Here is a 23,181-nt window from a genome sequence, read left to right as displayed (position 1 = left end):
CAAAGCCTATAGCTCGAGTACTGTCGTTCACTGGGCCGCTGCCGGTAAAGGTCCAGGTAATTTTTTCATCTGCCGCAAAGTTGTAGTACCAGCCGCTTGCGGAGCTTGGACCTTGTGTCAGCCAAGGCGAATCCTCGGAATTGCGCGTTACGCCGTTTCCCCAGTCGGAATTGATGTCCTGACATGCCGAGGACATGGCCGCTTCTGAGCGAGGGGCGGCGAAAAGCATTCCCGCGGCGACGAGGAACATCAAAATGAAGAGCCGCCCCAGTTGGCGTAGACGAGCAACGGGAGCAATTGCGTCGACCAGGCAAAGCGCCCGGCTTCTATGCCGAAGCAAACCTGAGATCGCCCAATGATTCGCAGTCAGATGTCCAACAGCCGACATTTTGCTGGGCATGTCTTCCTGCATATTATTCCCTTTCGGCGCGACGCATGGCGTCACCAAAATTTCCGCGCCTGACACCCTTGATCCGTGTCCACCCCATTCCTGTCGCCGTCGCCGGAACAGGCTGAGCTGGCCCCAAAAGCAAGGCGTCAGGCTCCAAAAAAAAATCAAATTATATACTTTGATTCTATCTGACACATTCAGATCATTCGAGCAATTGGATTGCAAGTATTTTGCACAGTCGACTTCTAGGCCGATGATGCAGGGTGAGAGCAAGAGAAATTTAATTTATAAATGCGTAATAAATATAGATAAACATAGACAGATCCGCAATGCGGGTGACAGATCAGCATAGATGCTTCAGATTTGAGGAATTTATGCCTTTGGTTGCTCGACATGACATCACCCGTTGCGCCTGATCCCTGGTGAACGCTGCGGAAGATTGTACATTCGACAGCCGGCTCCATGCGATCACTCAATCGGGCCGCTTAGTCGCAAGCGCGCGGTACGACGCCCCCCGCAGACAGGTCACGGAACGCGAGCGCCACACCGCGGCGGCGACGAGATACGTGTCGGCGACGATGCGAGGCATGGACGGTTCACGGCGAATGTCGAGCAAAAGACGGCACTACTCAGGCGGCACCGGCGCAAAATCAACATTGCTTGGCCGAATGGCGGGTTGAGATGAAGTCTTACGCAGGCTATCTGCTGCTGAACGCGAACAACAGGCGCATCCCCGTATGATCCCGAATTTCCTCGTCACCCATTCCGGCGGCTTCCATGCCGACGAACTGCTGTCCAGCGTGATCCTGACGCAGCTTTTCCCGCAGGCTCGCCTGATCCGCAGCAGGGCGCCGGAGTGGATCACGCCCGGCGCAGACCGGATCATCTACGACGTGGGCGGCGTCTATGACGCTTCAGCGCAGATCTTCGATCACCATCAGCGCGGCGCTCCGCTGCGCGAGGATGGCCAACCCTATAGTTCCTTCGGATTGGTCTGGAAGCATTATGGCCGTGATTATCTCGCCGCCTCAAACATTCCCGAAGGGCATATCGAGGTCCTGCACGCCTCTTTCGACGCCAGCTTTGTTCTGCCGATCGATCTTATGGACAATGGCGCGCTCAGCCCCTCCATCGCGGGGCCGCTGGCAGGACTGACGTTGCCGGCTCTGCTGGAAACCCTAAAACCCGTTTTCGACGAGGTAGGCCCGGACGCCGAAGATCGCGCATTCCAAGACGCCCTGGCCATTGCGCGTCGTTTCGTGGAGGCGAGGATTGCCCAAAGCGCCGCAAAATTGCGGGCCGAGGCGCTGGTGCAAAAGGCGATCGAGGACGCGGGCCAAAGGCGTATTCTGGAACTCCCCATGGGCATGCCCTTCCGCTCCGCCATCGTGAAGGCGGGCGCTGATCATCTGCTATTTGTTGTTCACCCGCGCGACAAGGATTGGTGTCTGACCGGCATCCGACGCGCGGAAGAGGGATTTGAGCTGCGGGCAAATCTGCCTGCGGCTTGGGCTGGACTGACCAATCGCGATCTGGAGGCCGCTTGCGGCGTAGACGGTGCGAGTTTTTGCCACAATGGCCGCTTCATCGCCGCCGCCGCGACGCGCGAGGCGGCGCTCGCCATGGCGGAACTGGCCGTGCGTGAGGCTATGTCCGTTGGTTTAGTTCAAGTGGCCACGGCTGGGTGATCTTTGACGTTGACGAAGAGGCGACGGGTCCGCCAATGCAATGGCGGCCAGCATCTTCACAGGCCTTCCGCTGCTTGGCGCAGAAGCTTTGCTCGCGCCAGATCTCACAGGGCCGCTTGTAGGCCTGGCCTTGATCTGCCGCGCCAAGCGTCCTGCTACCTTGCATTCCGCCGAGCGAACACCGCGTCGACCAGTCTCACGCACCCTCGCCGGGGAGCGTGAACGGTGTGTTTCTCTGCGGGACGGGATGGCGCAGCCCGCCAAGAGAATTTATTGAATTATTTTAAAGCGTTTTTGGCGCACCCGACAGGATTCGAACCTGTGACCTTTGGAATCGGAATCCAACACTCTATCCAGCTGAGCTACGGGTGCATGCCTTGCGGAGAATCTCCGCGTCCGATGGTTTCGTCTTAGCCCAGACGCAGCCGGTCTTCAATGGTGAAAATGCGGATTATTGGCGGCAGGCAGACCCGGGGCCGGCGGGCGGCCCCGGGTGTCGGATCAGAGGAGCGCCTGCTCGATGCGCTCCTTTTCGGTGACAAACGCCAGGTCGAGCGCCTTTTGCAGGCTGGCGGCGTGGCGGAAGTCGGGTTCGCCGTTGACGCCGGTCTTCACGGCCTCGGCGAATCGCTGGTAATTGGTCGGCGTCGCCTCGGGTTCGACGTCGATCCATTCGGCCGTTTCGGTGTTGTCGCCGAAGCAGGCGCGCATTTTGGTGCCGGTCAGCTTGTGATCGATCTCGATGCCGCCCTTGTCGCCATAGATGCGCAGCTTGAGATCGTTGTAGTGGCCGGCCGCCCAGCGGGTGGCGTGGATGACGCCCAGCGCGCCGTTGGAAAAATCCACCGACATGGTGAAGCTGTCATTGGCGTCGAGCACATAGTCGCCCATCTTGCCGCCTTCGGCCTTGTCGAAGGTTTTGAGCCGGCCGAAGATATGGGCGATGTCGAGGCCGGAGCCGTAGGAGGCGAAATCGAGGATATGGATGCCGATATCGCCGAGCACGCCGTTGGAGCCATGCGCGGTGGAGAGCCGCCACAGCCACTGGCTTTCGGTGCGCCAGTCGCCCCAGGCTTTCGAGATCAGCCAGCTCTGCAGATAGGAGGCCTCGACATGCTTGACGAAGCCGATTTCGCCTGATCGCACCATGGCCCGCGCCGTCTGCAGCGCCGCGACGTTGCGATAGCTGAGATTGACCATGTTGATGAGACCGGCCTGTTCCGCCGCCTCGGTCATTTCCATGGCGAGATCGTAATTTTCCGCCAGGGGCTTTTCGCAGAACTGGTGCTTGCCCGCCGCGATCAGCCGCATCGTGGTGGGATGATGGGCCCGGTCGGGCGTGACATTGGCCACCGCGTCGAATTCGCCCCAGGCGATCGCGTCTTCGAGCGAGGTGAAGGTGTTGGGGATGCCGTGGGCCAGCGCGAAGGTCTCCACGCGGGCGGCGTCCACATCCACCGCCGCCGTCACCTCGACGCCGTCGATCGCCTTGAAAGACATGGCGTGGTTCTTCGCCATGCCGCCGGTGCCGAGAATCAAAAGTCGCATTGAAACGATCCCCAGATGTCAGCGATAACCGGCTTCGCCGGCCTGGTGCAGAGTGGGCCCGCGCTCTTCCACCGGCTCCAGCGTCTTGCCGACGGGAACGTTCGGCGCGTCGTGGATCGCCTTATAGGGCGTTGTCCGGGTGGGCTTGGCCCATTTCACCGCGTTGCGGATCACCTGCTGCACCTCGGCCTGGTGATAGGTCGGATAGGTCTCGTGTCCCGGACGGAAATAGAAGATATTGCCCAGGCCGCGCCGCCAGGTCAGGCCGGAGCGGAACACTTCGCCGCCCTGGAACCAAGACACGAACACGGTTTCGAGCGGCTCGGGCACCGAGAAGTGCTCGCCATACATTTCCTCGTTCTCGATGACGAAATGCTCGCCGATGCCCTCGGTGATCGGGTGGCCCGGATTGACGTTCCAGACGCGCTCGCGCTCGCCGGCCTCGCGCCATTTCAGCGCGCAGGGCGTGCCCATCAGCCGCTTGAAGATTTTCGAGAAATGGCCGGAATGCAGCACGATCAGGCCCATGCCTTCCCATACGCGATGAGCGACGCGCTCGACGATCTCGTCGGCCACCGCGCCATGATCCTTGTGGCCCCACCAGACCAGCACGTCGGTCTCGTCGAGACGGGCCCGGGTCAGGCCGTGTTCGGGCTCCTGCAAGGTCGCGGTCGTCGCGGAAATCGCCGGATCGACGTTCAGCGCCTGAGCGATCGTGGTGTGCATGCCTTCGGGATAGATCGAGCGCACGACCGCATTGGTCTGCTCGTGGATGTTTTCGCCCCAGACGATGGTGCGGACGGCCATGGGTTCCTCCATAGGGATGGCTAGGATGGGATCGGACAGAAATTGAAACCGCTTTCAATTTTTCATGACGTTACGCAGTCGCCATTCGGCTTGCAAGGCCCCTCGCCTTCAAATTCCCGTCTCGCGCCGAAAATATTTTCAGCTCCCGGAAGCCGGGCGGGATCGGGTTTGATTTGCCGCATTGACGGGCCGCATCCGGAAGGCCAAACAGGACCGATGAGCGAAGAGACGATCACCCTGTATGACGCCATCGGCGGCGACGCGACCATCAGAGCGCTGACCCGCCGGTTCTATGAATTGATGGATACGCTGCCCGAAGCCGCGCGTTGCCGAGCCATCCACGCGCCCGATCTCAGCCGCGCCGAGGAGAAGCTCTACGAATATCTGACCGGCTATCTCGGCGGCCCGCCGCTCTATACCGACAAATACGGCCATCCCCGCTTGCGCGCCCGGCATTTCGTCGCGCCGATCGGCCCGGCCGAACGCGACGAATGGATGCTGTGCTTCAAGCAGGCGATGGACGAGACGATCAGCCATCCCAAGCTGCGCGAGATCATCTGGGCGCCGATCGAACGGCTCGCCTTCCATATGCAGAACCGAGACGAGGCGGGAGGCCCGGCATGAAGGAGATCTATCCCCGCATCGTGCTGTTCCTTGCGGGCGCGCTCGGCGCGACCGGCGTGGCGCTGTCGGCCATGGCCGCCCATGGCGAGGACCCCGGCTGGTCGGCGCGGCCGCCGCCGCCTGCATGGCGCAGGCGCCGGCGCTTCTCGGTCTGTACCTCGGTTACGGGCGGATCCGCACCGCCTTTGTCGCCAGCCTGCTGGTCGGCCTTGGCTGCCTTCTGTTTGCAGCGGATCTATTGTTGTTTCGCACCCGCCTGGGCCACGGTCTCTTCCCGATGTCGGCGCCGACGGGCGGCATGATGATGATCCTCGGCTGGATCGCCGTGGCGGCCGGCGCCTTCGCGCCCGCGCGCACGCCCTGAGCCTTTACAAAAAGTTTCGCCGCCTGTCGAATGCGGTCATAGTCGCTCGTCTGGGGAGTGGAAGGCGTGGACCTTCCGGAATCAGAGGAAAAAGACGATGCGCGTAATGGTGTTGGTGAAAGCGACGGAAGACAGCGAGAACGGCGTTCTGCCGACCGATGAACTGATGCAGGCCATGGGCAAGTTCAACGAAGAGCTCATTCAGGCCGGCGTGATGCTGACCGGCGACGGGCTGAAGCCGTCGAAAACCGGCAAGCGGGTGGCCTTCGACGGGCCCGACCGCCGGGTGATCGACGGTCCGTTCGCCGAAACCCGCGAGTTGGTGGCGGGCTATTGGCTTTGGGAAGTCCGCGATCTCGACGAGGCGGTGGAATGGGTGAAGCGCTGCCCGAACCCGATGTTGGGTCCGAGCGAGATCGAGATCCGCCCTCTCTATGAAATGGCGGACTTCGCCGAGGCCATGTCGGCGGAGACCACAGCCCTTCATGACCGGCTCCAGGAAGCCCTGCCGAAAGGCTGATCCGTGCAGGACATCCCCCGCCTGATCGACACCGTGTTCCGCATCGAGCGTCCGCGATTGATCGCGACGCTCGCCCGGATGCTGCGCGATGCGACGCTGGCGGAGGATTTCGCGCAAGACGCGATGGCGCAGGCGCTGGTCGAATGGCCGAAGCGGGGACCGCCCCTATCCCCGCAAGCCTGGCTGATGGCGACGGCCAAGCGCCGCGCCATCGACCATCTTCGTCACGGCCGGATGATGGCCCGCAAACATATGGCGCTGGTCGAGGCGGAAGACGACGGCGGCGCCGCCATCGCGGCTGTGGACGCTCAGCTCGACGATGATATCGGCGACGAGGTGCTGTCGCTGATCTTCACCGCCTGCCATCCGGCGCTGACACGGGACGCCCGGGCGGCGCTGACCATGAAACTGGTCTGCGGATTGACGACCGGGCAAATCGCCCGCGCTTTTCTGGTGTCCGAAACCACGATGGCGCAGCGGATCGTCAGGGCCAAGGCGACGCTTTCCGGATCCGGCGCAGACTATCTCGTCCCGCGCGGCGCGGAACTCGCCGGGCGGCTGGGTTCCGTGTTGGAAGTGGTCTATCTTATCTTCAACGAGGGCTATGCGCCCACCGGCGGCGACGCGGCGCTGCGCGCCGATCTCGCCGGCGAGGCGCGGCGGCTCGGCCGCATGCTGGCGGCCCGGCTGCCGCATGAAGCCGAAGCGCTGTCGCTCTTGGCGCTCATGGATCTGCAGGCGTCCCGCTTTGCCGCACGCGTGGATGCGGGCGGCGCGCTCATCGCTCTGCCCGAGCAGGATCGCGGACGGTGGGACCGTCTCCTGATCCGCCAGGGGCTGGAGGCGCTCGCCCGGGCGCGCTCTCGCTGTCTGCGCATCCCGGCCCCTACAGGCTGCAGGCGGAAATCGCCGCCTGTCACGCCGGCGCACGGCGTTGGGAGGACACCGACTGGGCCGAGATCGAGACCACCTATGCGGCGCTTCTGGCGCTCAACCCTTCGCCCGTCCTGGCGCTCAACCACGCCATTGCCGCCGGTATGGCGCGCGGACCGAAAGTGGCGCTCGCGCTCATTGACGGCATGGCCAGCCTGGACGAACTGGATGGCTATGGTCCGCTGCACGCTGCGCGGGGCGACGCGCTTTTCCGATTGCAGCGATGGGATGAGGCCGGGCGCGCCTATGAGGCGGCCATGCGTCTCGCCGGCAACGCGCGCGAGCGCGACTTTTTGCGCGAGCGGCGTGATCGATGCCGGGAGAGAGCGGAATGACCCTAAACCACCCTCCCGAAACGCAGGAGATTGCCATGCGGATCGCGAATGTAGAACTCCTGCATGCCCCAGGGGCGAATCTGCAGGGGTGAGAGGTCCGGCAGGTCGCGCGTCGAATATTCGGCGTGCAAAGCCACAATGCCGCCGCCGCGCAGGTAGACGGAGCTGAGTTCCGGCAGACGACGATCGTCGGTCAGCCAGAAATGCAGCTCCATGCGCCGTCCGGCGAACACGCGCCGGACGATCAGATAGTCGTCCGCCTCATGGACGATCTCATTGAAGCCGAGCCTGTCACGGTAGAAGTCACGGGTCTCGGCGATCGACAGCGACGGCAGGACCGGCAGAACGTCGATGACGTCGGCGTCCTCGATCACCTCGGGAATCATGCGCCCTCGACCACGCGGAAGCCCTCGAACTGCGGCGGACCGACATAGAGGGAGCGGTGATCGCCGGCATTCTTATGCGCCTGGCGGAAATTGTCTGACTTGGTCCAGGCGAGAAAATCCTCCTCCGACGCCCAGAGCGTATGCGAGGAGAACAGCGTATAGCCATCCTCGGGAAAGCTCTTTCCGCGCAGCAGGCGGAATTCGACGAAGCCGGGAACGGCGTCAAGGCTGGAATCGCGGTTTTTCCATACGTCTTCGAATTCACGCTCCTGCCCGAGCGCCACCTTGAAGCGGTTCATCGCGAGATAGCCGGCCATGGTCATCTCCCCGGATTTCGTTTTGCGCGAACGGGAAAGGCGACGACATTGTCGTTGCCGCAGCCCGGCGCTTTTGCGTCCGACCCATGCTGCATCGGATCGTCCGCGACATCAAGGTCCATGGGCCGGGCGGCCTGGAGGTCGCGGCGGCCGCGTTCGAGAAGCAGTTGCAGCAGTTCCGGGGCGAAACCGTCGCCGCGTTCGGCCGCCAGTCTGTGCAGCCCGATCATCAGGAATGGGTCTTTGTCGCTCACGCCCGCGCGGTCCTTTGATGCATCTCCTGCAGCGCGCGTTCGAAACTCGACTTGGAGCCGTTGCGAAGCGGCACGAAGGACGTGCCGGTCTTCTTACAACCGGTCTTCACGCGCAGGCAGGCGTCATGGCTGATACAGTCGATCGGGCAGAAGACGCATTCGACGGAGGGCAGGACCGTGTCGATGCGCGAGACGGCCTCGCGCAGGCCGCCATCGTGATGAATGAGTTCGGCGCCGAAATTCTCGGCGATCTGGCGAAGATGGGCGACCTGGCAATCGCGTCCTCCCACATAGAGAATTGAGCGGCCCTTGAGACCCGCCTTGCCGTCGCCGCCGGACTCGACGCGCTCGCGAGACGCCGCCTGACCGCCCTTCCCCCTGCCATTCTTCTTCGCCATGGATCCCTCGTCGTGCTGGCGCGGCGACCGCCGCTTCGAGGCAAGGGATACATAACATGACTATAAAAGTAAAGATTAAACATGATGGATTTTGTCATGTTAAATAGCGCCCAGAATGCCGCGTCCGAAATTCGCCGCGAGCGTTCAATAAGGCAGGCCGACGTAGTTTTCGGCGACCGACCGACGCGCCGTTTCCGATGTCGCGATGTGGTCGAGCTCCGCCTCCTGGATGCGCAGGTCGAATTCGCTCGAGGTCGGGAAGCGATGCAACAGCGTGGTCATGAACCAGGAGAAGCGCTCCGCCTTCCAGACGCGTGACAGAGCCCTGGCTGAATAGGCGTCGACGCCGGACATCGCGCCGTCGACGTAGAAATCCCGCAGACCCTCGAACAGGTAATGCACATCGGACGCCGCGAGATTGAGGCCCTTGGCCCCGGTCGGCGGCACGATATGGCCCGCGTCGCCGGCCAGAAACAGGCGGCCGAAGCGCAAGGGTTCGGCCACATAGGAGCGCAGCGGCGCGATCGACTTTTCGATCGACGGGCCGGTGGCGACCTTCTCCGCCACATCCTCCGGAAGCCTGCGGCGCAGTTCATCCCAGAATGCGTCGTCGGACCAGGCTTCGACCTTATCGTCCAGCGAAACCTGCACGTAATAGCGGCTGCGGACCTTGGAGCGCTGCGAACAGAGCGCAAAGCCACGCGGGTGATTGGCGTAGATCAGTTCGTCATGCGCCGGCGGCACGTCGGCGAGCACGCCGAGCCAGCCGAACGGATAGATCTTCTCGTAGTGCCGGAGCCCCCTGCCCTCGACGGAGGCGCGGGACGCGCCGTGATAGCCGTCGCAACCGGCGATGAAATCGCAATCGATGCGATGCTCGACGCCATCGAGCTCATAGGCCACATAAGGCTTTTCGCTCTCGACATCATGCGGCGTGACGTTCCGGGCGTTGTAGATGGTCTTGCCGCCGCGCGCCGCGCGGTCGTCCATCAGGTCGCGGGTCAGTTCGGTCTGGCCATAGACCATCACGTTTCGGCCGGTCAGCGCCTTCAGGTCGACGCGGCAGAGTCGACCGCCGAAGGACAGTTCGAAACCATCATGCGCCAGGCCCTCGCGATGCATGCGGGCGCCGACGCCGGCCTGATCGAGGAGCATCGACGTGCCGCTTTCGAGCACGCCGGCGCGAATGCGACCGAGAATGTAATCCCGGTCAACCCGATCGAGCACCACGGTGTCGACGCCGATCCGATCGAGCAGCGCGCTCAGCAGCAATCCGGACGGACCCGAGCCGATGATCGCGACCTGTGTGCGCATGTTTTCCTCCCATGCCGACAATTTTAGCGAATGACCGCTTCTGTCTCTTGCAAAAAGATAAATCGGCGGTCACACTCTTTGAATGCAGTTTCCATGCATGGAATTGCACAATCCGACCATGAGCTTGGAGGAGAGGCTCGGATCGGACGCCAGGAGGAGGCATGAAACAGACGGTACCCACATACGGCCTCTATGGAGAGGCGAGCGAAGCTTTGCCCGATTTCTGGATTCATGCCGAATCCATCTCCGAGCGCAGCAGCCGCTACAAATGGGAAATCAAGGAACACAAGCACGACTTTCTTTTTCAGATCTTGCACATTCGCGCCGGGGCCGGCGATGCATTGATCGGCAAGGCGCTGCATCGGCTCGCGCCGGACTGTCTCGTCTTCGTGCCGGAGAAGGTCAGCCACGGCTTTCGGTTCTCGCCGGATGTGGATGGGCAGGTGCTGACGGCCATCACCCGGCGCCTGCCGCTACAGGCGGCGCACCCGTCGCGCGTCTCGGCCTTCATCCGCGAACCGCGCATGCTCAGGCTCGATCCGGAGCATCGCGATACCGCCTATCTCAAGGAAACGCTCGAACGCCTCGAAGGCGAGGTCAACGCCAGTTTCGGCCCGCGCTTCGGGCTAGTCGAAGCCTATCTCGGCATCGTGCTGGCGCTGGCCTCGGATATGGTGATGGAGGCGGAAAGCCGCGACGGCGTCTCCGATCGCGACGGCCTCAGGATCGCCCGGCTGAACGAACTGATCGCCGGCCATTTCCGCGAACATCTGCCGGTGGAGTTCTACGCCCGGGAACTGGGCATCTCGGTGACGCATCTCAACCGCATCACCAAGGCCCAGACCGGCAAGACGATGAACGATCTCCTGTCGGAGAAAATCGTGTCCCAGGCCAAGCGCGACCTGGTCTTCACCATCATGACCGCCCAGGAAATCGCCTATGCGCTCGGCTTTGCCGACCCCGCTTATTTCACCCGCTTCTTCGCGCGTGAGACCGGAGAAACGCCGCGTCAATTCCGCGAACAGGAACGCGCGCGCCAGCAGAATCACAGCCTGGCGGCTTAATGAGCCCGCGCCGGCCGGACGCCCGGTCGGCCGCGCTCTTTGCATCCGCGAGAGATGATCGCCGCATCGCAAGATGATTCGGACGAAAAAGAACTATACTTTCCTCATCAACTTTCATCGCCGTCAACCGGCGGCGCGTATGCGCTTGCCGCGATACTCTTCTTGATCCCGGTCAAGGATAGGCGGGAGTTTTATTGCTCTGCAAAAATTTTACCGTTTGATAAATATTTCGACCTGCGCTAGCTTTTCCCCATAAACAAGAAGGGGAACGCAACCATGGTCAATCTCGCCCCCGGCCTCCATAGCGGCCGGCTCGACCCAAAAGCTATGAGGAAAACTTTTCCGATCTCCATCCCGCCTACGACCGGCATGAGGCGCTCGTCGCCTCCGATCGTTGCTATTTCTGCTACGACGCGCCCTGCATGACGGCCTGTCCCACCTCGATCGACATTCCGCTGTTCATCCGGCAGATCTCGACCGGCAACGCCATCGGCGCGGCCAAGACGATCTTCGACCAGAACATCATCGGCGGCATGTGCGCACGCGTCTGTCCCACCGAAACGCTGTGCGAAGAAGCCTGCGTGCGCAACACCGCCGAAAGCAAGCCGGTGGAAATCGGCCGGCTGCAGCGCTACGCCACCGACGCGGCCATGGCCGCCGACAAGCAATTCTACACACGCGCGCCTTCGACCGGCAAAACCATCGGCATCGTCGGCGCGGGTCCCGCCGGCCTCGCCTGCGCCCATCGCCTGGCGATGAAGGGCCATGCCGTCACTATCTATGACGCCCGGCCCAAGGCCGGCGGCCTCAACGAATACGGCATCGCCGCCTACAAGGCGCCCGGCGATTTCGCCCAGCGCGAGGTCGACTATATCCTGGGCATCGGCGGCATCGACATTTTCGACGGCCAGATGCTGGGCCGTGACTTTTCGCTCGAGGACCTCCGTCAGAAGCATGACGCCGTCTTCCTCGGAATGGGCCTCGGCGGCGTGAACGCGCTCAATGCTCCCGGCGACCATATCAACGGCGTCATCGACGCGGTCGAATTCATCGCCAATCTCCGCTCCGCCGAAAGCAAGGCGGATGTGCCGGTCGGCCGCCGCGTGGTGGTGATCGGCGGCGGCATGACCGCCATCGACGCCGCCATCCAGTCCAAGCTGCTGGGCGCCGAAGAGGTGACGATCTGCTATCGCCGCGGCAAGGACAACATGAACGCCTCGGAATTCGAGCAGGATCTCGCCGCCCAGAAAGGCGTGCTGATCCGCCACTGGCTGAAGCCGGTGGAGATCCATCACAAGGACGGCCATGTCTCGGCGATCGAGCTCGAATACACCCATATCGAAGACGGCCAGCTCAAGGGCAATGGTCACAAGCTGACCATCGCCTGCGATCAGGTGCTGACCGCGATCGGCCAGAAGCTGGATGTCGCAGGCGTCGAGACGATCAGGCTCGACGGCGGCAAGATCGCCATTGACGAGCACTGTCGCACCTCCATCGCAGGCGTCTGGGCCGGCGGCGATTGCGCCGCGGGCGGCGACGACCTGACCGTATCGGCCGCCGCGATGGGTCGCGACGCCGCCGAATCCATTCACCAGTCGCTCAACTGAGCGCGAGGAGAAGAGACATGGCTGATCTCCGCAATAATTTCGTCGGCATCAAATCCCCCAACCCCTTCTGGCTCGCCTCGGCGCCGCCGACCGACAAGGCCTATAATGTCGAGCGCGCCTTCAAGGCCGGCTGGGGCGGCGTGGTCTGGAAGACGCTGGGCTCGGAAGGCCCGCCCGTGGTCAATGTCAACGGCCCGCGCTATGGCGCGATCTGGGGCGCCGACCGCCGCCTGCTCGGCCTCAACAATATCGAGCTGATCACCGACCGGCCCCTGCAGATCAACCTGCAAGAAATGAAGCAGGTGAAGATGAACTGGCCGGACCGGGCGCTGATCGCCTCGATCATGGTCCCTTGCGTCGAGGAAGAGTGGAAGGCCATCCTGCCGCTGGTCGAGGAGACGGGCGCCGACGGCATCGAGCTCAATTTCGGCTGTCCGCACGGGATGAGCGAGCGCGGCATGGGCGCCGCCGTCGGCCAGGTGCCGGAATATGTCGAGATGGTCGCGCGCTGGTGCAAGCAATATACTCGCATGCCCGTGATCACCAAGCTGACGCCGAACATCGCCGATATCCGCAAGCCGGCGCGCGCGGCGCATGCCGGCGGCACCGACGCCGTGTCGCTGATCAACACGATCAACTCGATCACCGGCGTCGATCTCGACACCTGCTCGCCCACGCCCTCGATCGACGGCAAGGGCACGCATGGCGGCTATTGCGGCCCGGCGGTGAAGCCGATCGCGCTCAACATGGTTGCGGAAATCGCCCGCGATCCCGCAACCCGCGGCCTGCCGATCTCCGGCATCGGCGGCGTGACCACCTGGCGCGACGCGGCCGAATTCATGATGCTGGGCGCCGGCAATGTGCAGGTCTGCACCGCCGCCATGACCTATGGCTTCAAGATCGTCCAGGAGATGATCACCGGCCTGTCGGACTGGATGGATTCAAGGGCTACGCCACGCTCGAGGATTTCCGCGGCCGCGCCGTGCCCAACGTCACCGATTGGCAGTATCTCAACCTCAATTACATCGCCAAGGCCCAGATCGATCAGGATCTCTGCATCAAATGCGGCCGCTGCCACATCGCCTGCGAGGACACCTCCCACCAGGCGATCACGGCCATGGTCAACGGCGTCAGGCATTTCGAGGTGATCGAGGACGAATGCGTCGCCTGCAATCTCTGCGTCGACGTCTGCCCGGTCGAGAACTGCATCACCATGGTCCCGCTGGCCGCCGGCCAGACCGACACGCGCACCGGCAAGACCGTGACCAGTGACTACGCCAACTGGACGACCCATCCGAACAATCCGATGGCGAAGCAGGCGGCGGAGTAAGACAAGCTCGGCCGGCGGACAACCGCCGGCCATTTTTCTGCGCGCGACGGCTGTGACGGCGCATTGGAATGAAGCCTTGGCCCTGCTATGTTCTGTCCTCATTCACTCGGGCCCAAGCCATGAAGACAGATACGGACCTTACCGACATCGTCTCCAGAATTCGTCGCTCGCTGAACGATCCTCGGCCCAGCCTGACCCAGGAAGACGTGTTGGCGGAAATGAGCCGCTTTATGGCCGAGCAGGAGCGTCGACAGTCTGGCTCAGAAAAAACTGCACTCAGGTCAGGACGCTAACCCCGGCGCCGTGTCCGGCTTCACATCAAACTCCAGCTTCACCCGCCGGGTCAGATCGCGGGTCGCCGCGCCATAATCGCCCGTCTTCACCCAGGCGGACAGCGCCAGCGTGACCGTCTCAGTGGAAAATTCCTTGATCGAGACGACCGGCGCCGGCGCGTCGAGAATACGGTCGTCGCGACGGGCGAGTTCGAGGAGACGCTCTTCGGAGCCGGCGAGATTCTCCGTCGCCGGCACGGTGACGGCCACTTCGTAACGGCGGGTCGGCAGGCGGGAATAGTTCTTCACCGGCACGTTCCACAGCGCCGAATTCGGCGCGAGCTGGAACAGGCCGTCGGCGGTGCGGAGTTCGGTGGCAAACAGGCCGATTTCGGTGACCGTGCCAGCCACCTGCGGCGTCTCGATCGTCTCTCCCACCCGGAAAGGCCGCAGGATCAGGAGCATGATGCCGGCAGCGATGTTCTGCAGCGTGCCCTGCAACGCCAGACCGATGGCGAGGCCGGCGGCGCCGAGCGTGGCGATGATCGACGTCGTCTGGACGCCGAACTGCCCGAGCGCCATGACAGCCACCAGAATGAGAACGGCGTAACGTACGACATTGGCGAGAAAATGCGCGAGCGTGACATCGAAATGCCTGATGCGGCTGAGGCCGTTCAACGTCCAGCGATGCAGCAGGCGCGACAGCATCCAGCCGACGAGAAACAGCAGGATCGCGCCGACCAGAGACAGCGAATAATGCACGGCCAGGCCGGTAAGCTGAGTGATGGCCGCGCGGCTGGCGACGAGAAAATCCGTTGTCTGAGGGTTCATGAAGCCGTCCTATCCGAAACAATGATCGGGAACGCGGGAATTCCCAAGCAGGTTCCATCTTGCCTCCGGCTCCAGGGGTGCTAGGCTTGTTCCATGAGCAAAGCCGTCAGCCTAGAATCCGCCCTTCAAGACTTTCTCGATGCGCTCCGGGACAGCCTTCTGGCCGTCCTGCCCGCTGCCGGCCCGTCGCGCGCGGCCTTTGAGCGCCTCGAGAAAAACATGGCAGATCGCGCGGGCGTTTCGGATCGACCGCACCAGTCGGCGCCCGCCTGCCGGCATCTTGCGGATAGTTACGCGGCGCTTGAAGGCGCAAACCCGCTCTTGACGCGTCTCGCCCAGGCGATCAGGGCGATCGAGCCATCCTTGCGTTGGAGCGACGCCATCGCGCCAGGCCAGCCGTCGTTTCTGGAAGAGACCTATGCGGAAGCCATGATCGTCGGCGCCGGCGGTCTTGCCGAAAGCGAAACCGTCGAGATCGGCCTGTCGATCCTGGCGCCGAATACGGATTATCCCGATCATCGACATCCACCGGAGGAGCTTTACATCGCTCTCTCCGAAGGCGACTGGCGGCAAAATGCCGATCCATGGGTGACGCCCGGACCGGGTGGGCTCATCTATAATCCGTTCGGCATCACCCACGCCATGCGCTCCGGAGACAAGCCGCTTTTCGCCATCTGGTGCCTGCCGCTGCCCTGAGCGTCAGCTGCGGCGGCCGGTCTCCATCGTCTCCAGCATCGCTTCCAGCGTCTCGATCGTATCGGCCTCGCCCGACGGCTTGTCCCAGCGAAGTCTTGAAATACGCGGAAAGCGCATGGCGACGCCAGATTTGTGGCGACTGGAGCGGGCAAGCCCCTCGAAGGCCACTTCGAACACCAGCCCATGCTCCTCCGTCGCCTTGACCGAACGGACCGGACCGAAGCGGTCGATTGTGTTGTCGCGCACGAATTTGTCGATCTGTATCAGTTCCTCATCCGAAAAGCCGAAATAGGCTTTGCCGACGGGCACCAGCTGGCGGATGCCCTCCGCCTCCTGCCAGACGCCGAATGTGTAGTCGGAATAGAAGCTCGACCGCTTGCCATGGCCGCGCTGGGCATACATCAGCACCGCGTCGACCACGTAAGGATCCCGCTTCCACTTGAACCACGGCCCCTTGCGACGACCGGGCAGATAGGGCGAATCCTTTCGCTTCAGCATCACGCCTTCGATGATCGGGTGAATGGGCGCGCGCCTGAGCGTATCCAGATGATCCCAGCTTTCGAAAGCCACCAGCGGCGACAGATCGAACCGCGAAGGATCGATCCGGCCGATCAGCCCCTCCAGCCGCGCCCGACGCTCGGTAAGCGGCAGTGGCCGGAGATCCTCGCCATCCTCCATCAAGAGATCATAGGCGCGGACGAAGACCGGAAACTCCTTCTCCACCTTGGCCGACACGGTCTTGCGGTTCAGCCGCTGCTGCAGGTCGGAAAACGTGCCGACGAATTCCGGCGGACGTCCGACCAGCAGTTCGCCATCGATCACGGCTTCGAAGTCGATGGCCCCCAAGAGATCGGGAAAGGCGCCGGAGATATCGTCGCCGCTGCGGGAATAGAGCCGGTGGACACCGCCCTCGGAACTGACCTGCACGCGGATGCCGTCCCATTTCCATTCGGCATTGTAATCATTGATCGACAGCGCATCGAGATCGCCGTCCTCGACGGCAGTGGCGAGCATGACCGGGCGAAACATCGCCCGGGCCGCCTGTTCGGGCTTCTCCGCCTTGCCGGTTAGCCAGGCGAAGAGGTCTGCATAGGGGGATTTAAGCCCGTGCCACATTTCCTCGATTTCGACCACGTCGCGGGAACCGAGATCGGCCAGCGCCTGTTTGGTGAGGCCGGAGGAGACGCCGATGCGCAGGCCGCCGGTGGCGAGCTTGATGGCGGCGAAGCGCCCCGACGCGTCCATCCGATCGAGCATGGAGGCGAAGAGTTTCGGCGCATCCGAGCGCGACGCCTTCATCAGCGTCTCCACCACATCGGCCAGCCGCATGTCATGGGCCTTCGCCTCGCCTGTCTCGGGCCAGATCAGCGAAATGGTCTCGGCGAGATCGCCGACATAGTCATAGCTATAGGCGAACAGCACCTCGTCTATCCGCTCGGCGACGAGTTGGCGCAGGATGGCGGGCTTGATGGCAGGAATATCGAGCCCGTCGGTCAGCGCCGCCAGCGCATAGCCCCGGTCGGGATCGGGCGTGTCGCGGAAATAATCGCGCAAGAGCGTGAGTTTGCCGTTGCGCGACGGAGTCAGCACCAACCGGTCGATGAGTTCGGAAAAGCCGCGCATCAGTCGTTCTCATCCTCATAGCCCACGAGATGCAGCGGCCGCGCTGCGATCTGATGCAGTTCGCACCAACGCACCAGAGCCTCCTCGCGGCCATGCGTCACCCAAACCTCGCGGGCCCCGGTGTCGCGGATGGTCTGCGTCAATTCGTCCCAGTCGGAATGATCCGACAGGATCAACGGCAGCTCGACGCCGCGCTGCTTGACGCGCTGGCGGATGCGCATCCAGCCAGAGGCGAAGCAGGTGACTGGATCGGCAAAGCGCCGCGCCCAGCGATCGGAAAAAGCCGACGGTGTGCAAAGAATGATCTCGCCGGCGAATTTCTCCTTCGAGCCCTTGTCGATGGTCGCGGGCGCGAGCGGTCCGAGGTCGATCCCCTGGCTCTGATAATAGGCAGATAGACGCTCCAGCGCGCCGTGCAGATAGATGGTCTTGTCGTAGCCCGCCTGGCGGATGAGGCTGATAACCCGCTGCGCTTTGCCCAGCGCATAGGCGCCCACGAGGTGGCTGCGCTCGGGGGAACTGCGCCACCGAATGCAACAGGCGCGCAATCTCGTCGCGATCGTCGGGATGGCGAAACACCGGCAGCGCGAAGGTCGCCTCGGTGATGAAGACGTCGCAGGCGACAGGTTCGAAAGCCAGGCAGGTGGCGTCGGCGCGGCGCTTGTAATCGCCCGAGGCGACGATCCGGAGCCCGTCTTTCTCCACCACGATCTGCGCCGAGCCCAACACGTGTCCGGCAGGGGCGAAGCGCACGGTGACATCGCCGATCTTGATCTCGCGCCCCAGCTCCGCCGCCTGGCTCTCGCCGGCGAAATTCTCGCCATAGCGGATGCCCATGATGTCGAGCGTTTCCTGCGTAGCCAGCACGGCGGCGTGCCCCGAGCGGGCATGGTCGGAATGGCCATGGGTGATCAGCGCCCGCGGCACGGGCGCGACGGGATCGATATAGAAATCGCCGGGCGGGCAATAGAGGCCCTTCGGCGTCGAGCAAAGCAGGTCTGAGGGGCGCATGGTGAGACGAAGCATCCTGTGTTTGGCCTCTATACGCAAGACAGGGAAAAGAAGCCGAGGATGAAACGACTCGGCGCTTGTTTCGGTTCAGTCGACTCTCAAGTCTTGGCGAGGAGTGGCTCGCGCGCGTTCAAATCTTCAGGCCGTCCCAGACCGGCAGACTGATGATCGCCGACGCCGCGATCAACGCAAAGCAGATCCGTCGAAACAGGTCCTCCCGCGCATAGCCGAAACTGCGCGCGCCGAGATAGAGGCCGAACCCGTAGACCGGCCCCGTTATGATCGCCAGCGCGAACACCTGCAGGCCCAGAAGCTCGGCCCACCAATAGCTGACCGCCGAGAAGATCGAGGAAATGGCGAAATAGATGACGATGTTGGCGCGCACATGCGCGGCTTTATGCCGTCCGCCCAGCCAATAGGTCACGACCGGCGGCCCGCCGAGTTGCGCCGCGCCGCTGAAAAAGCCGGCGATGACGCCGATGCCGAACGTGGTTGCCGCAACCGGTTTGGACCGATAGCGCCAGCCCGACAACAACAGCAAAGAAACCCGATCGCCGTGAGCGAGATGCCCCAGCGCGTCGCCAGGGGATCGAAATGCATCAGCGCCAACACGCCCAGGGGCACCGCGACGACAGCGCCCATCGACATCAGGCCGACTGCCTGTTTATCGGCTTTGCCGAACGCGTCGGGGATCAGAGGGAAACTGGCGACGATATCGATGACCAGCAGGATCGGCCCCGCCATGCGCGGGCCGACCACCGCGCTGGCCAGCGGCACGAAGATCAGCGCCGCGCCGAAGCCGGAGAAGCCGCGCGCGAGCCCGGCGACAAAGGCCGCCAACACTAGGGCCAAGAGGACAGTCGGAGAGTAAAGGCTGAAATTCATCTGGCGCGAACTGAAACTCGAAGAGCGCCGCTGGCGAGCGCGGAATTCCAAATCTAAAAATCAAAAGGGCCGCCCGTCGGACGACCCCATGAGATTGGCCTTGATATGGCCGGGCCTCGAGGACCCTGGAAGGAAGGTTCAGAACGAGGGCTGCCTCGCAGTCTTCACGCTCACTTCCAAGCCATAGCAGAGCGCCGAATACTCATTAGACATTGGATCACCTTCCTTTCTGTTCGTTGCCGATAAGGAAAAGGTATGCCGATTCATGAAGTTTGCAAGAGGGCTCGATGCACGAATTATTTCGCCCGATAACAAAAGCGGATCAGACCGATCCATCCGAGGGAATGTTCAGCACCGCGCCGCAATGTTTGCAATGCACCGCGTCGGCCTCGTGCAGGAAAAGCCCACATTGCTGGCAGTCATAGCGCACCCTGGACGGTCGAAAAATCGTCTGGATCAACCTGAGGAACAGCGACACGCCGAACACCATGATGATGATGGCGAGGATGCGGCCCCAATCCCCCACCAGCGTCACGTCGCCGAAGCCGGTGGTCGTCAACGTCGTCACGGTGAAATAGAGCGCATCGAGAAAATCGCCGATGTCGGGATTGATCCGGGCCTGCGTCACAAACACCAGTTCCGTCATGATGAACAGGAACACGAACAGGTTCACGGCGCTGAGGATCACATCCTCATGGTGGCGAAACAGCGGGAAATCGGACCGAAGTTTGGCCTGCAGGCGGTAAGAGCGCAGCAGTCTGAGAATGCGCAGGCTGCGCAGAAACGCGAAGGCCGCGCCGAACAGCGGCGCGAACAGCGAGAAGATGACGATCACATCGAGGATGTTGAACGGAGAGAGCAGGAACTGCCGCTTGTTGCCCGCAATCCAGTAGCGCGCGATATAATCGAGGGCGACATAAAAGCCGATGCCGACGTCGAGCCACACGACCCAGGTCTCGCCATAGAAGAAGGTGGTGACGACCAGCAGGATCATGGTGATCACGTCCACCGCCAGCAGCAGATAGCGAAAGCGATGCGCGTCTCGCGAATTGGCTTCGTAAAGCGCCTGGATCCTGACCTTGAGCCGCATGATCTCTCCTCTTTGGCAAGGACATATAACGGGTCGCAAGGAATTCGCCAGACCGCATCGCCGGCGTCGCGCGAAAGTCCTGCGGCGACGTGGCGGGACTGGCGCCGTTGCAGCCGGACGGCTACAACGGGATCATGACCTACGCCCTGCTGCTGATCGCCATCGTCGCGGAAGTGATCGCCACATCCGCCCTCGCCAAATCCAACGGCTTCACGATCCTGGCTCCGAGCCTGGTGTCGGCGGTCGGCTATGCTTTCGCCTTCTATCTTCTGTCGCTGGTCACCAAGACCATGCCCGTCGGCATCGTCTACGCCGTCTGGTCCGGCGCGGGCATCGTGCTGGTGGCGCTGGCCGGCTGGTTGATCTTCGGCCAGAAACTCGACCTGCCTGCGCTCATAGGCCTCGCGCTGATCATCGCCGGCGTGCTGATCATCAATCTCCTGTCGAAATCCGTTTCGCATTGACGGTGACCTATAGGTCCGCCCGGGCCCATGCCCGGCTTGCGAGGGCGACCGGGCTGGTGCAGAAGCGCTTCTGACGCGGGCATAACCGCAAGGGAGGATGAGCATGAGCCAAACGCCCAAACCGATTTTGCGGGCCGGCAACAGCCATGCCGTCGGCAAGGAAAAGCTGATGGCGCATCTCGCCATGCTGCTGTTCGCCGTGTTGATCGCCGGCTCCTTCACGCTCGGCAAGGCCGCGACCGCCGTTCTGCCCGGCTACGCCATCAACAGTCTACGCTATGTGCTGGCGGTGGCGGTGATGGCGGGCGCCGGCCTGTTTCTGCTGAGGGCGCCGCTCACCTATCCCGGCCGCCCCTGGCGCTTTCTCATTCTCGGCCTGTTGATGGCCATCTATATGAGCACGATGTTCAAGGCGCTGGAATTCACCTCCGCCGTCTCGACCGGCGCGGTCTTCACCATGATGCCGCTGTTGAGCGCCGGCTTTTCCTGGCTGTTCCTGCGGCAGACGACACGGCCGGGCGTGCTCATCAGCCTCATCGTCGCCGCCTCGGGCGCGGTCTGGGTGGTGTTCCGCGGCGATGTCACCGCCCTGCTTGCCTTCGATATCGGCCAGGGCGAGTTGATCTATTTCGTCGGCGTGATCTGCCACGCCGCCTATGCGCCGCTGCTGCGCAAATTCAACCGTGGCGAGGCCGCCTATCAGTTCGCCTTCTGGGCAGTGGCCGCCACCTGCCTCTGGCTGCTGCCGGTCGGCGCGCCATCGCTGACGGCGGTGAATTTCAGCACTGTTCCAGCCATTGCCTGGATCGCCATCACCTATCTCGCGGTGGTCACCACCATCATCACCTTTTTGCTGCTGCAATACGCTTCACTCAGACTGCCCGCGTCGAAAGTGCTGGGCTATGGCTATCTGACCCCAAGTTTCATCATTCTCCAGCAAGGCCTGTTCGGCCATGGCTGGGTGAGCGCATCGGTGATGGCGGGCGCGCTCGCCACCGCTTGCGGCCTGCTGATCATGGGCTTGTTGCCGGACTGAAGCTTGCATTCCGTACTTGTTCGAGTACAATAGATGAATGCGTTCGACATCCTACAGCGACCTCCGGAAAAACCTTGCCGCCGTCCTCGACAGTGTGACGGACGACCGTGCGCCTGTGCTGATCACCCGTGATCGCGGCAAGCCGGCGGCAGTGCTGATGTCGGTGGAAGACTTCGCCTCTTATGAGGAAACGGCCCATCTCCTTAAGAACCCGCAAAATGCAGAACGGCTTCTTGAAGCCGTCCGGGAGCTTGATGACGGCAAGGGCGAGGCGCGAGAACTTTCCGAGTGAAACTGATCTTCCACGAACGCGCCTGGGAAGACTATCTCTACTGGCAGGCGACTGATGGAAAGATCCTGGCGCGGGTCAATCTGCTCATCAAGGACGCCAGCCGCCAGCCTTTCCAGGGCGTCGGCAAACCGGAGCCGTTGCGCGGCGAGTTGAGGGGCTGGGGGTCGCGACGCATCAATGCGGAGCATAGCCTCGTTTACCGCCCGAGCGAACAGGGTCTGCTCATCGCCCAATGCCGGCATCATTATTGACCTCTCAGGCCCGAATGCTCAGCCCGCCCATGAACAATTGCTCGAGAAACCGGGCGGCGTCCTCGAAACGACCGTCGCCATCCTTCTCCTGACCGAGCACGGCGCGAACCTGAACGTCGAAGTCGGCGTAATGCTGGGTGGTCGACCAGATCGAGAAGATCAGGTGGTAAGGATCGCATTTGGCGATCTTGCCGGCCTTGGCCCAGGCCCTGATGACCTCGGCTTTCTCATCGACCAGTTGTTTGAGCGGCCCCTTGAGCTCGTCTTCGATCAACGGCGCGCCGCGCAGAACTTCATTGGCGAAGAGCCGGCTCTCGCGCGGATAATCGCGCGCCATCTCCAGCTTGCGCCGGATATAGGAGCGTATTTCGCTTTCGGGATTGCCTTCGGCGTCGAAGGCCCGGAGAGGGTCGAGCCAGGTGTCGAGAACGCGCTCGATAAGCGCCCGGTGCATGGCCTCCTTGGTGCGGAAATAATAGAGCAGATTGGGCTTGGACATGCCGGCGACTTCGGCGATCTGGTCGATGGTGGCGCCCTTGAAACCGTTCTGTGAAAACACGTCGAGAGCCGCTTCGAGGATCTGCTCCTCCTTCTCTTCCTGGATTCTCGTCCGGCGCTGCGTCTGGGCGGCTCTGGGTATGGGCATCTCTGGCGGCTCCGGCTCCTCATCCGTCGCCGGCGGGAGCATCGTGCGAATGATGAATTTTTGCGCCAACTTTTCAAACGAAAAAATATTAGGCAGGACTTCGTTTTTCGTCTTGAGCAGGACGCTGGAAGTTGTAATGTTTACCAAACGGTCAAATTATTGAACAAAAGGCAACTTCGCGCAACTGTTCAATAAAGGCGAACA

The 23,181-nt window shown here is 62.5% G+C and carries 24 protein-coding genes, 1 tRNA gene and 5 pseudogenes; 15 read left to right on the top strand and 15 right to left on the bottom strand.

Annotation, left to right across the window (positions count from 1 at the left end):
* The first annotated feature begins 1,128 nt into the window (after positions 1 to 1,128).
* Positions 1,129 to 2,079, top strand: a complete 951-nt coding sequence (locus H2O14_RS16575) for an MYG1 family protein (RefSeq protein WP_182828513.1) — start codon at positions 1,129 to 1,131, stop codon at positions 2,077 to 2,079.
* Between the two features lie 295 nt (positions 2,080 to 2,374).
* Here H2O14_RS16575 and H2O14_RS16570 read toward each other — a convergent pair.
* From H2O14_RS16570 to H2O14_RS16560, 3 genes are all read right to left on the bottom strand, one after another.
* Positions 2,375 to 2,451, bottom strand: a tRNA-Arg gene (locus tag H2O14_RS16570).
* 129 nt (positions 2,452 to 2,580) lie between these two features.
* Positions 2,581 to 3,627, bottom strand: coding sequence for a Gfo/Idh/MocA family protein (locus H2O14_RS16565; protein WP_182828512.1), 1,047 nt, complete (start codon positions 3,625 to 3,627; stop codon positions 2,581 to 2,583).
* An 18-nt stretch (positions 3,628 to 3,645) separates the two neighbouring features.
* A complete protein-coding gene (locus tag H2O14_RS16560) occupies positions 3,646 to 4,434 on the bottom strand; it encodes a ThuA domain-containing protein (RefSeq protein WP_182828511.1) in 789 nt (262 codons plus the stop codon).
* Between the two features lie 216 nt (positions 4,435 to 4,650).
* Here H2O14_RS16560 and H2O14_RS16555 point away from each other — a divergent pair, with 216 nt between their 5' ends.
* The 5 genes and pseudogenes from H2O14_RS16555 to H2O14_RS28920 all read left to right on the top strand — a co-directional run bounded on the left by H2O14_RS16555 (position 4,651) and on the right by H2O14_RS28920 (position 7,210).
* Positions 4,651 to 5,058: a group II truncated hemoglobin gene (locus H2O14_RS16555; protein WP_182828510.1), complete on the top strand. Its 408-nt coding sequence runs from the start codon at positions 4,651 to 4,653 to the stop codon at positions 5,056 to 5,058.
* Positions 5,055 to 5,422: pseudogene (locus tag H2O14_RS16550) on the top strand (DUF423 domain-containing protein). The gene H2O14_RS16555 and the pseudogene H2O14_RS16550 overlap by 4 nt, the downstream one beginning before the upstream one ends.
* Positions 5,423 to 5,519: 97 nt before the next feature.
* Positions 5,520 to 5,942 carry a YciI family protein gene (locus H2O14_RS16545; RefSeq protein ID WP_182828509.1) on the top strand — a complete coding sequence of 141 codons (423 nt, stop codon included), beginning with the start codon at positions 5,520 to 5,522 and terminating at the stop codon, positions 5,940 to 5,942.
* 78 nt (positions 5,943 to 6,020) lie between these two features.
* Positions 6,021 to 6,740, top strand: a pseudogene (locus H2O14_RS28925) (RNA polymerase sigma factor); the annotation flags it as partial.
* An 11-nt stretch (positions 6,741 to 6,751) separates the two neighbouring features.
* Positions 6,752 to 7,210 carry a hypothetical protein gene (locus tag H2O14_RS28920; RefSeq protein ID WP_312858685.1) on the top strand — a complete coding sequence of 153 codons (459 nt, stop codon included), beginning with the start codon at positions 6,752 to 6,754 and terminating at the stop codon, positions 7,208 to 7,210.
* Positions 7,211 to 7,212: 2 nt separating this feature from the next.
* Here H2O14_RS28920 and H2O14_RS16535 read toward each other — a convergent pair whose 3' ends face one another.
* From H2O14_RS16535 to pobA, 5 genes are all read right to left on the bottom strand, one after another.
* The gene (locus tag H2O14_RS16535) at positions 7,213 to 7,596 is read right to left on the bottom strand and encodes a VOC family protein (RefSeq protein ID WP_182828508.1); all 384 of its coding nucleotides are present in this window, start codon (positions 7,594 to 7,596) and stop codon (positions 7,213 to 7,215) included.
* Complete coding sequence (locus tag H2O14_RS16530) at positions 7,593 to 7,913, bottom strand: antibiotic biosynthesis monooxygenase (RefSeq protein WP_182828507.1); 321 nt, start codon at positions 7,911 to 7,913, stop codon at positions 7,593 to 7,595. Before H2O14_RS16530 ends, H2O14_RS16535 begins: the two co-directional genes overlap by 4 nt.
* A gap of 2 nt (positions 7,914 to 7,915) precedes the next feature.
* Positions 7,916 to 8,167 (bottom strand): hypothetical protein, encoded by a 252-nt coding sequence (locus H2O14_RS16525; RefSeq protein ID WP_182828506.1) that lies wholly within the window; start codon positions 8,165 to 8,167, stop codon positions 7,916 to 7,918.
* Positions 8,164 to 8,565, bottom strand: a complete 402-nt coding sequence (locus H2O14_RS16520; protein WP_182828505.1) for a DUF2325 domain-containing protein — start codon at positions 8,563 to 8,565, stop codon at positions 8,164 to 8,166. Before H2O14_RS16520 ends, H2O14_RS16525 begins: the two co-directional genes overlap by 4 nt.
* A 144-nt stretch (positions 8,566 to 8,709) precedes the next feature.
* The gene (gene pobA / locus H2O14_RS16515; protein ID WP_182828504.1) at positions 8,710 to 9,879 is read right to left on the bottom strand and encodes a 4-hydroxybenzoate 3-monooxygenase; all 1,170 of its coding nucleotides are present in this window, start codon (positions 9,877 to 9,879) and stop codon (positions 8,710 to 8,712) included.
* A 161-nt stretch (positions 9,880 to 10,040) separates the two neighbouring features.
* On the opposite strand from pobA, the gene H2O14_RS16510 reads away from it, so the two are divergent.
* From H2O14_RS16510 to preA, 4 genes and pseudogenes are all read left to right on the top strand, one after another.
* Positions 10,041 to 10,943 carry a helix-turn-helix domain-containing protein gene (locus tag H2O14_RS16510; protein ID WP_182828503.1) on the top strand — a complete coding sequence of 301 codons (903 nt, stop codon included), beginning with the start codon at positions 10,041 to 10,043 and terminating at the stop codon, positions 10,941 to 10,943.
* 54 nt (positions 10,944 to 10,997) lie between these two features.
* Complete coding sequence (locus H2O14_RS16505) at positions 10,998 to 11,186, top strand: hypothetical protein (RefSeq protein ID WP_182828502.1); 189 nt, start codon at positions 10,998 to 11,000, stop codon at positions 11,184 to 11,186.
* Positions 11,187 to 11,219: 33 nt separating this feature from the next.
* Positions 11,220 to 12,550 (top strand): annotated as a pseudogene (locus H2O14_RS16500) (NAD(P)-dependent oxidoreductase).
* A gap of 17 nt (positions 12,551 to 12,567) precedes the next feature.
* Positions 12,568 to 13,880, top strand: a pseudogene (gene preA / locus H2O14_RS16495) (NAD-dependent dihydropyrimidine dehydrogenase subunit PreA).
* A gap of 281 nt (positions 13,881 to 14,161) precedes the next feature.
* Here the strand turns inward: preA and H2O14_RS16490 are convergent.
* The gene (locus tag H2O14_RS16490; RefSeq protein WP_182828501.1) at positions 14,162 to 14,983 is read right to left on the bottom strand and encodes a mechanosensitive ion channel family protein; all 822 of its coding nucleotides are present in this window, start codon (positions 14,981 to 14,983) and stop codon (positions 14,162 to 14,164) included.
* 93 nt (positions 14,984 to 15,076) lie between these two features.
* On the opposite strand from H2O14_RS16490, the gene H2O14_RS16485 reads away from it, so the two are divergent.
* On the top strand, positions 15,077 to 15,679 hold the full coding sequence (locus H2O14_RS16485; protein ID WP_281409992.1) for a dimethylsulfonioproprionate lyase family protein: 603 nt from the start codon (positions 15,077 to 15,079) through the stop codon (positions 15,677 to 15,679).
* A 3-nt stretch (positions 15,680 to 15,682) separates the two neighbouring features.
* On the opposite strand, the gene H2O14_RS16480 is transcribed toward H2O14_RS16485, so the two are convergent.
* The 5 genes and pseudogenes from H2O14_RS16480 to H2O14_RS16465 form a co-directional block, all read right to left on the bottom strand.
* Positions 15,683 to 17,302 (bottom strand): cisplatin damage response ATP-dependent DNA ligase, encoded by a 1,620-nt coding sequence (locus H2O14_RS16480; RefSeq protein ID WP_182828499.1) that lies wholly within the window; start codon positions 17,300 to 17,302, stop codon positions 15,683 to 15,685.
* Positions 17,302 to 18,313 (bottom strand): annotated as a pseudogene (locus H2O14_RS16475) (ligase-associated DNA damage response exonuclease). Before H2O14_RS16475 ends, H2O14_RS16480 begins: the two are co-directional and overlap by 1 nt.
* 130 nt (positions 18,314 to 18,443) lie before the next feature.
* The gene (locus tag H2O14_RS28915) at positions 18,444 to 18,845 is read right to left on the bottom strand and encodes a sulfite exporter TauE/SafE family protein (protein WP_312858678.1); all 402 of its coding nucleotides are present in this window, start codon (positions 18,843 to 18,845) and stop codon (positions 18,444 to 18,446) included.
* Positions 18,734 to 19,153 carry a sulfite exporter TauE/SafE family protein gene (locus H2O14_RS28910; RefSeq protein WP_312858615.1) on the bottom strand — a complete coding sequence of 140 codons (420 nt, stop codon included), beginning with the start codon at positions 19,151 to 19,153 and terminating at the stop codon, positions 18,734 to 18,736. The genes H2O14_RS28915 and H2O14_RS28910 overlap by 112 nt, the downstream gene beginning before the upstream one ends.
* A 367-nt stretch (positions 19,154 to 19,520) precedes the next feature.
* Positions 19,521 to 20,288 (bottom strand): potassium channel family protein, encoded by a 768-nt coding sequence (locus H2O14_RS16465; RefSeq protein ID WP_182828498.1) that lies wholly within the window; start codon positions 20,286 to 20,288, stop codon positions 19,521 to 19,523.
* A 134-nt stretch (positions 20,289 to 20,422) separates the two neighbouring features.
* On the opposite strand from H2O14_RS16465, the gene H2O14_RS16460 reads away from it, so the two are divergent.
* The 4 genes from H2O14_RS16460 to H2O14_RS16445 all read left to right on the top strand — a co-directional run bounded on the left by H2O14_RS16460 (position 20,423) and on the right by H2O14_RS16445 (position 22,331).
* Entirely contained in the window at positions 20,423 to 20,752 is a 330-nt protein-coding gene (locus tag H2O14_RS16460; protein ID WP_182829410.1) for an SMR family transporter, read from the top strand.
* 103 nt (positions 20,753 to 20,855) lie between these two features.
* Positions 20,856 to 21,788 (top strand): DMT family transporter, encoded by a 933-nt coding sequence (locus tag H2O14_RS16455; protein ID WP_246697422.1) that lies wholly within the window; start codon positions 20,856 to 20,858, stop codon positions 21,786 to 21,788.
* A gap of 37 nt (positions 21,789 to 21,825) precedes the next feature.
* Positions 21,826 to 22,080 carry a type II toxin-antitoxin system Phd/YefM family antitoxin gene (locus tag H2O14_RS16450; protein ID WP_182828497.1) on the top strand — a complete coding sequence of 85 codons (255 nt, stop codon included), beginning with the start codon at positions 21,826 to 21,828 and terminating at the stop codon, positions 22,078 to 22,080.
* Positions 22,077 to 22,331, top strand: a complete 255-nt coding sequence (locus H2O14_RS16445; protein WP_182828496.1) for a Txe/YoeB family addiction module toxin — start codon at positions 22,077 to 22,079, stop codon at positions 22,329 to 22,331. Before H2O14_RS16450 ends, H2O14_RS16445 begins: the two co-directional genes overlap by 4 nt.
* A gap of 4 nt (positions 22,332 to 22,335) precedes the next feature.
* On the opposite strand, the gene rutR is transcribed toward H2O14_RS16445, so the two are convergent.
* Positions 22,336 to 22,977: an HTH-type transcriptional regulator RutR gene (gene rutR, locus H2O14_RS16440; protein WP_182828495.1), complete on the bottom strand. Its 642-nt coding sequence runs from the start codon at positions 22,975 to 22,977 to the stop codon at positions 22,336 to 22,338.
* Positions 22,978 to 23,181 lie beyond the last annotated feature (204 nt).

This window comes from Rhizobium sp. G21 (genome assembly GCF_014158035.1).
Lineage (GTDB): Bacteria > Pseudomonadota > Alphaproteobacteria > Rhizobiales > Rhizobiaceae > Rhizobium_E.
Note: the sequence above shows the minus strand (reverse complement) of the source record. Positions and strands in the feature narration are given on the sequence as shown.

Excerpts from the sequence above, each read along its gene's own strand:
- H2O14_RS16560 (WP_182828511.1), bottom strand. The coding sequence starts at position 4,434 with ATGGCCGTCCGCACCATCGTCTGGGGCGAAAACATCCACGAGCAGACC.
- H2O14_RS16465 (WP_182828498.1), bottom strand. The coding sequence starts at position 20,288 with ATGCGGCTCAAGGTCAGGATCCAGGCGCTTTACGAAGCCAATTCGCGA.
- rutR (WP_182828495.1), bottom strand. The coding sequence starts at position 22,977 with ATGCCCATACCCAGAGCCGCCCAGACGCAGCGCCGGACGAGAATCCAG.
- H2O14_RS16510 (WP_182828503.1), top strand. The coding sequence starts at position 10,041 with ATGAAACAGACGGTACCCACATACGGCCTCTATGGAGAGGCGAGCGAA.
- H2O14_RS16535 (WP_182828508.1), bottom strand. The coding sequence starts at position 7,596 with ATGATTCCCGAGGTGATCGAGGACGCCGACGTCATCGACGTTCTGCCG.
- H2O14_RS16485 (WP_281409992.1), top strand. The coding sequence starts at position 15,077 with ATGAGCAAAGCCGTCAGCCTAGAATCCGCCCTTCAAGACTTTCTCGAT.
- H2O14_RS16555 (WP_182828510.1), top strand. The coding sequence starts at position 4,651 with ATGAGCGAAGAGACGATCACCCTGTATGACGCCATCGGCGGCGACGCG.
- H2O14_RS16450 (WP_182828497.1), top strand. The coding sequence starts at position 21,826 with ATGCGTTCGACATCCTACAGCGACCTCCGGAAAAACCTTGCCGCCGTC.
- H2O14_RS16460 (WP_182829410.1), top strand. The coding sequence starts at position 20,423 with ATGACCTACGCCCTGCTGCTGATCGCCATCGTCGCGGAAGTGATCGCC.
- pobA (WP_182828504.1), bottom strand. The coding sequence starts at position 9,879 with ATGCGCACACAGGTCGCGATCATCGGCTCGGGTCCGTCCGGATTGCTG.
- H2O14_RS16520 (WP_182828505.1), bottom strand. The coding sequence starts at position 8,565 with ATGGCGAAGAAGAATGGCAGGGGGAAGGGCGGTCAGGCGGCGTCTCGC.
- H2O14_RS16545 (WP_182828509.1), top strand. The coding sequence starts at position 5,520 with ATGCGCGTAATGGTGTTGGTGAAAGCGACGGAAGACAGCGAGAACGGC.
- H2O14_RS16565 (WP_182828512.1), bottom strand. The coding sequence starts at position 3,627 with ATGCGACTTTTGATTCTCGGCACCGGCGGCATGGCGAAGAACCACGCC.
- H2O14_RS16455 (WP_246697422.1), top strand. The coding sequence starts at position 20,856 with ATGAGCCAAACGCCCAAACCGATTTTGCGGGCCGGCAACAGCCATGCC.
- H2O14_RS16490 (WP_182828501.1), bottom strand. The coding sequence starts at position 14,983 with ATGAACCCTCAGACAACGGATTTTCTCGTCGCCAGCCGCGCGGCCATC.
- H2O14_RS16575 (WP_182828513.1), top strand. The coding sequence starts at position 1,129 with ATGATCCCGAATTTCCTCGTCACCCATTCCGGCGGCTTCCATGCCGAC.
- H2O14_RS16530 (WP_182828507.1), bottom strand. The coding sequence starts at position 7,913 with ATGGCCGGCTATCTCGCGATGAACCGCTTCAAGGTGGCGCTCGGGCAG.
- H2O14_RS16480 (WP_182828499.1), bottom strand. The coding sequence starts at position 17,302 with ATGCGCGGCTTTTCCGAACTCATCGACCGGTTGGTGCTGACTCCGTCG.
- H2O14_RS16505 (WP_182828502.1), top strand. The coding sequence starts at position 10,998 with ATGATCGCCGCATCGCAAGATGATTCGGACGAAAAAGAACTATACTTT.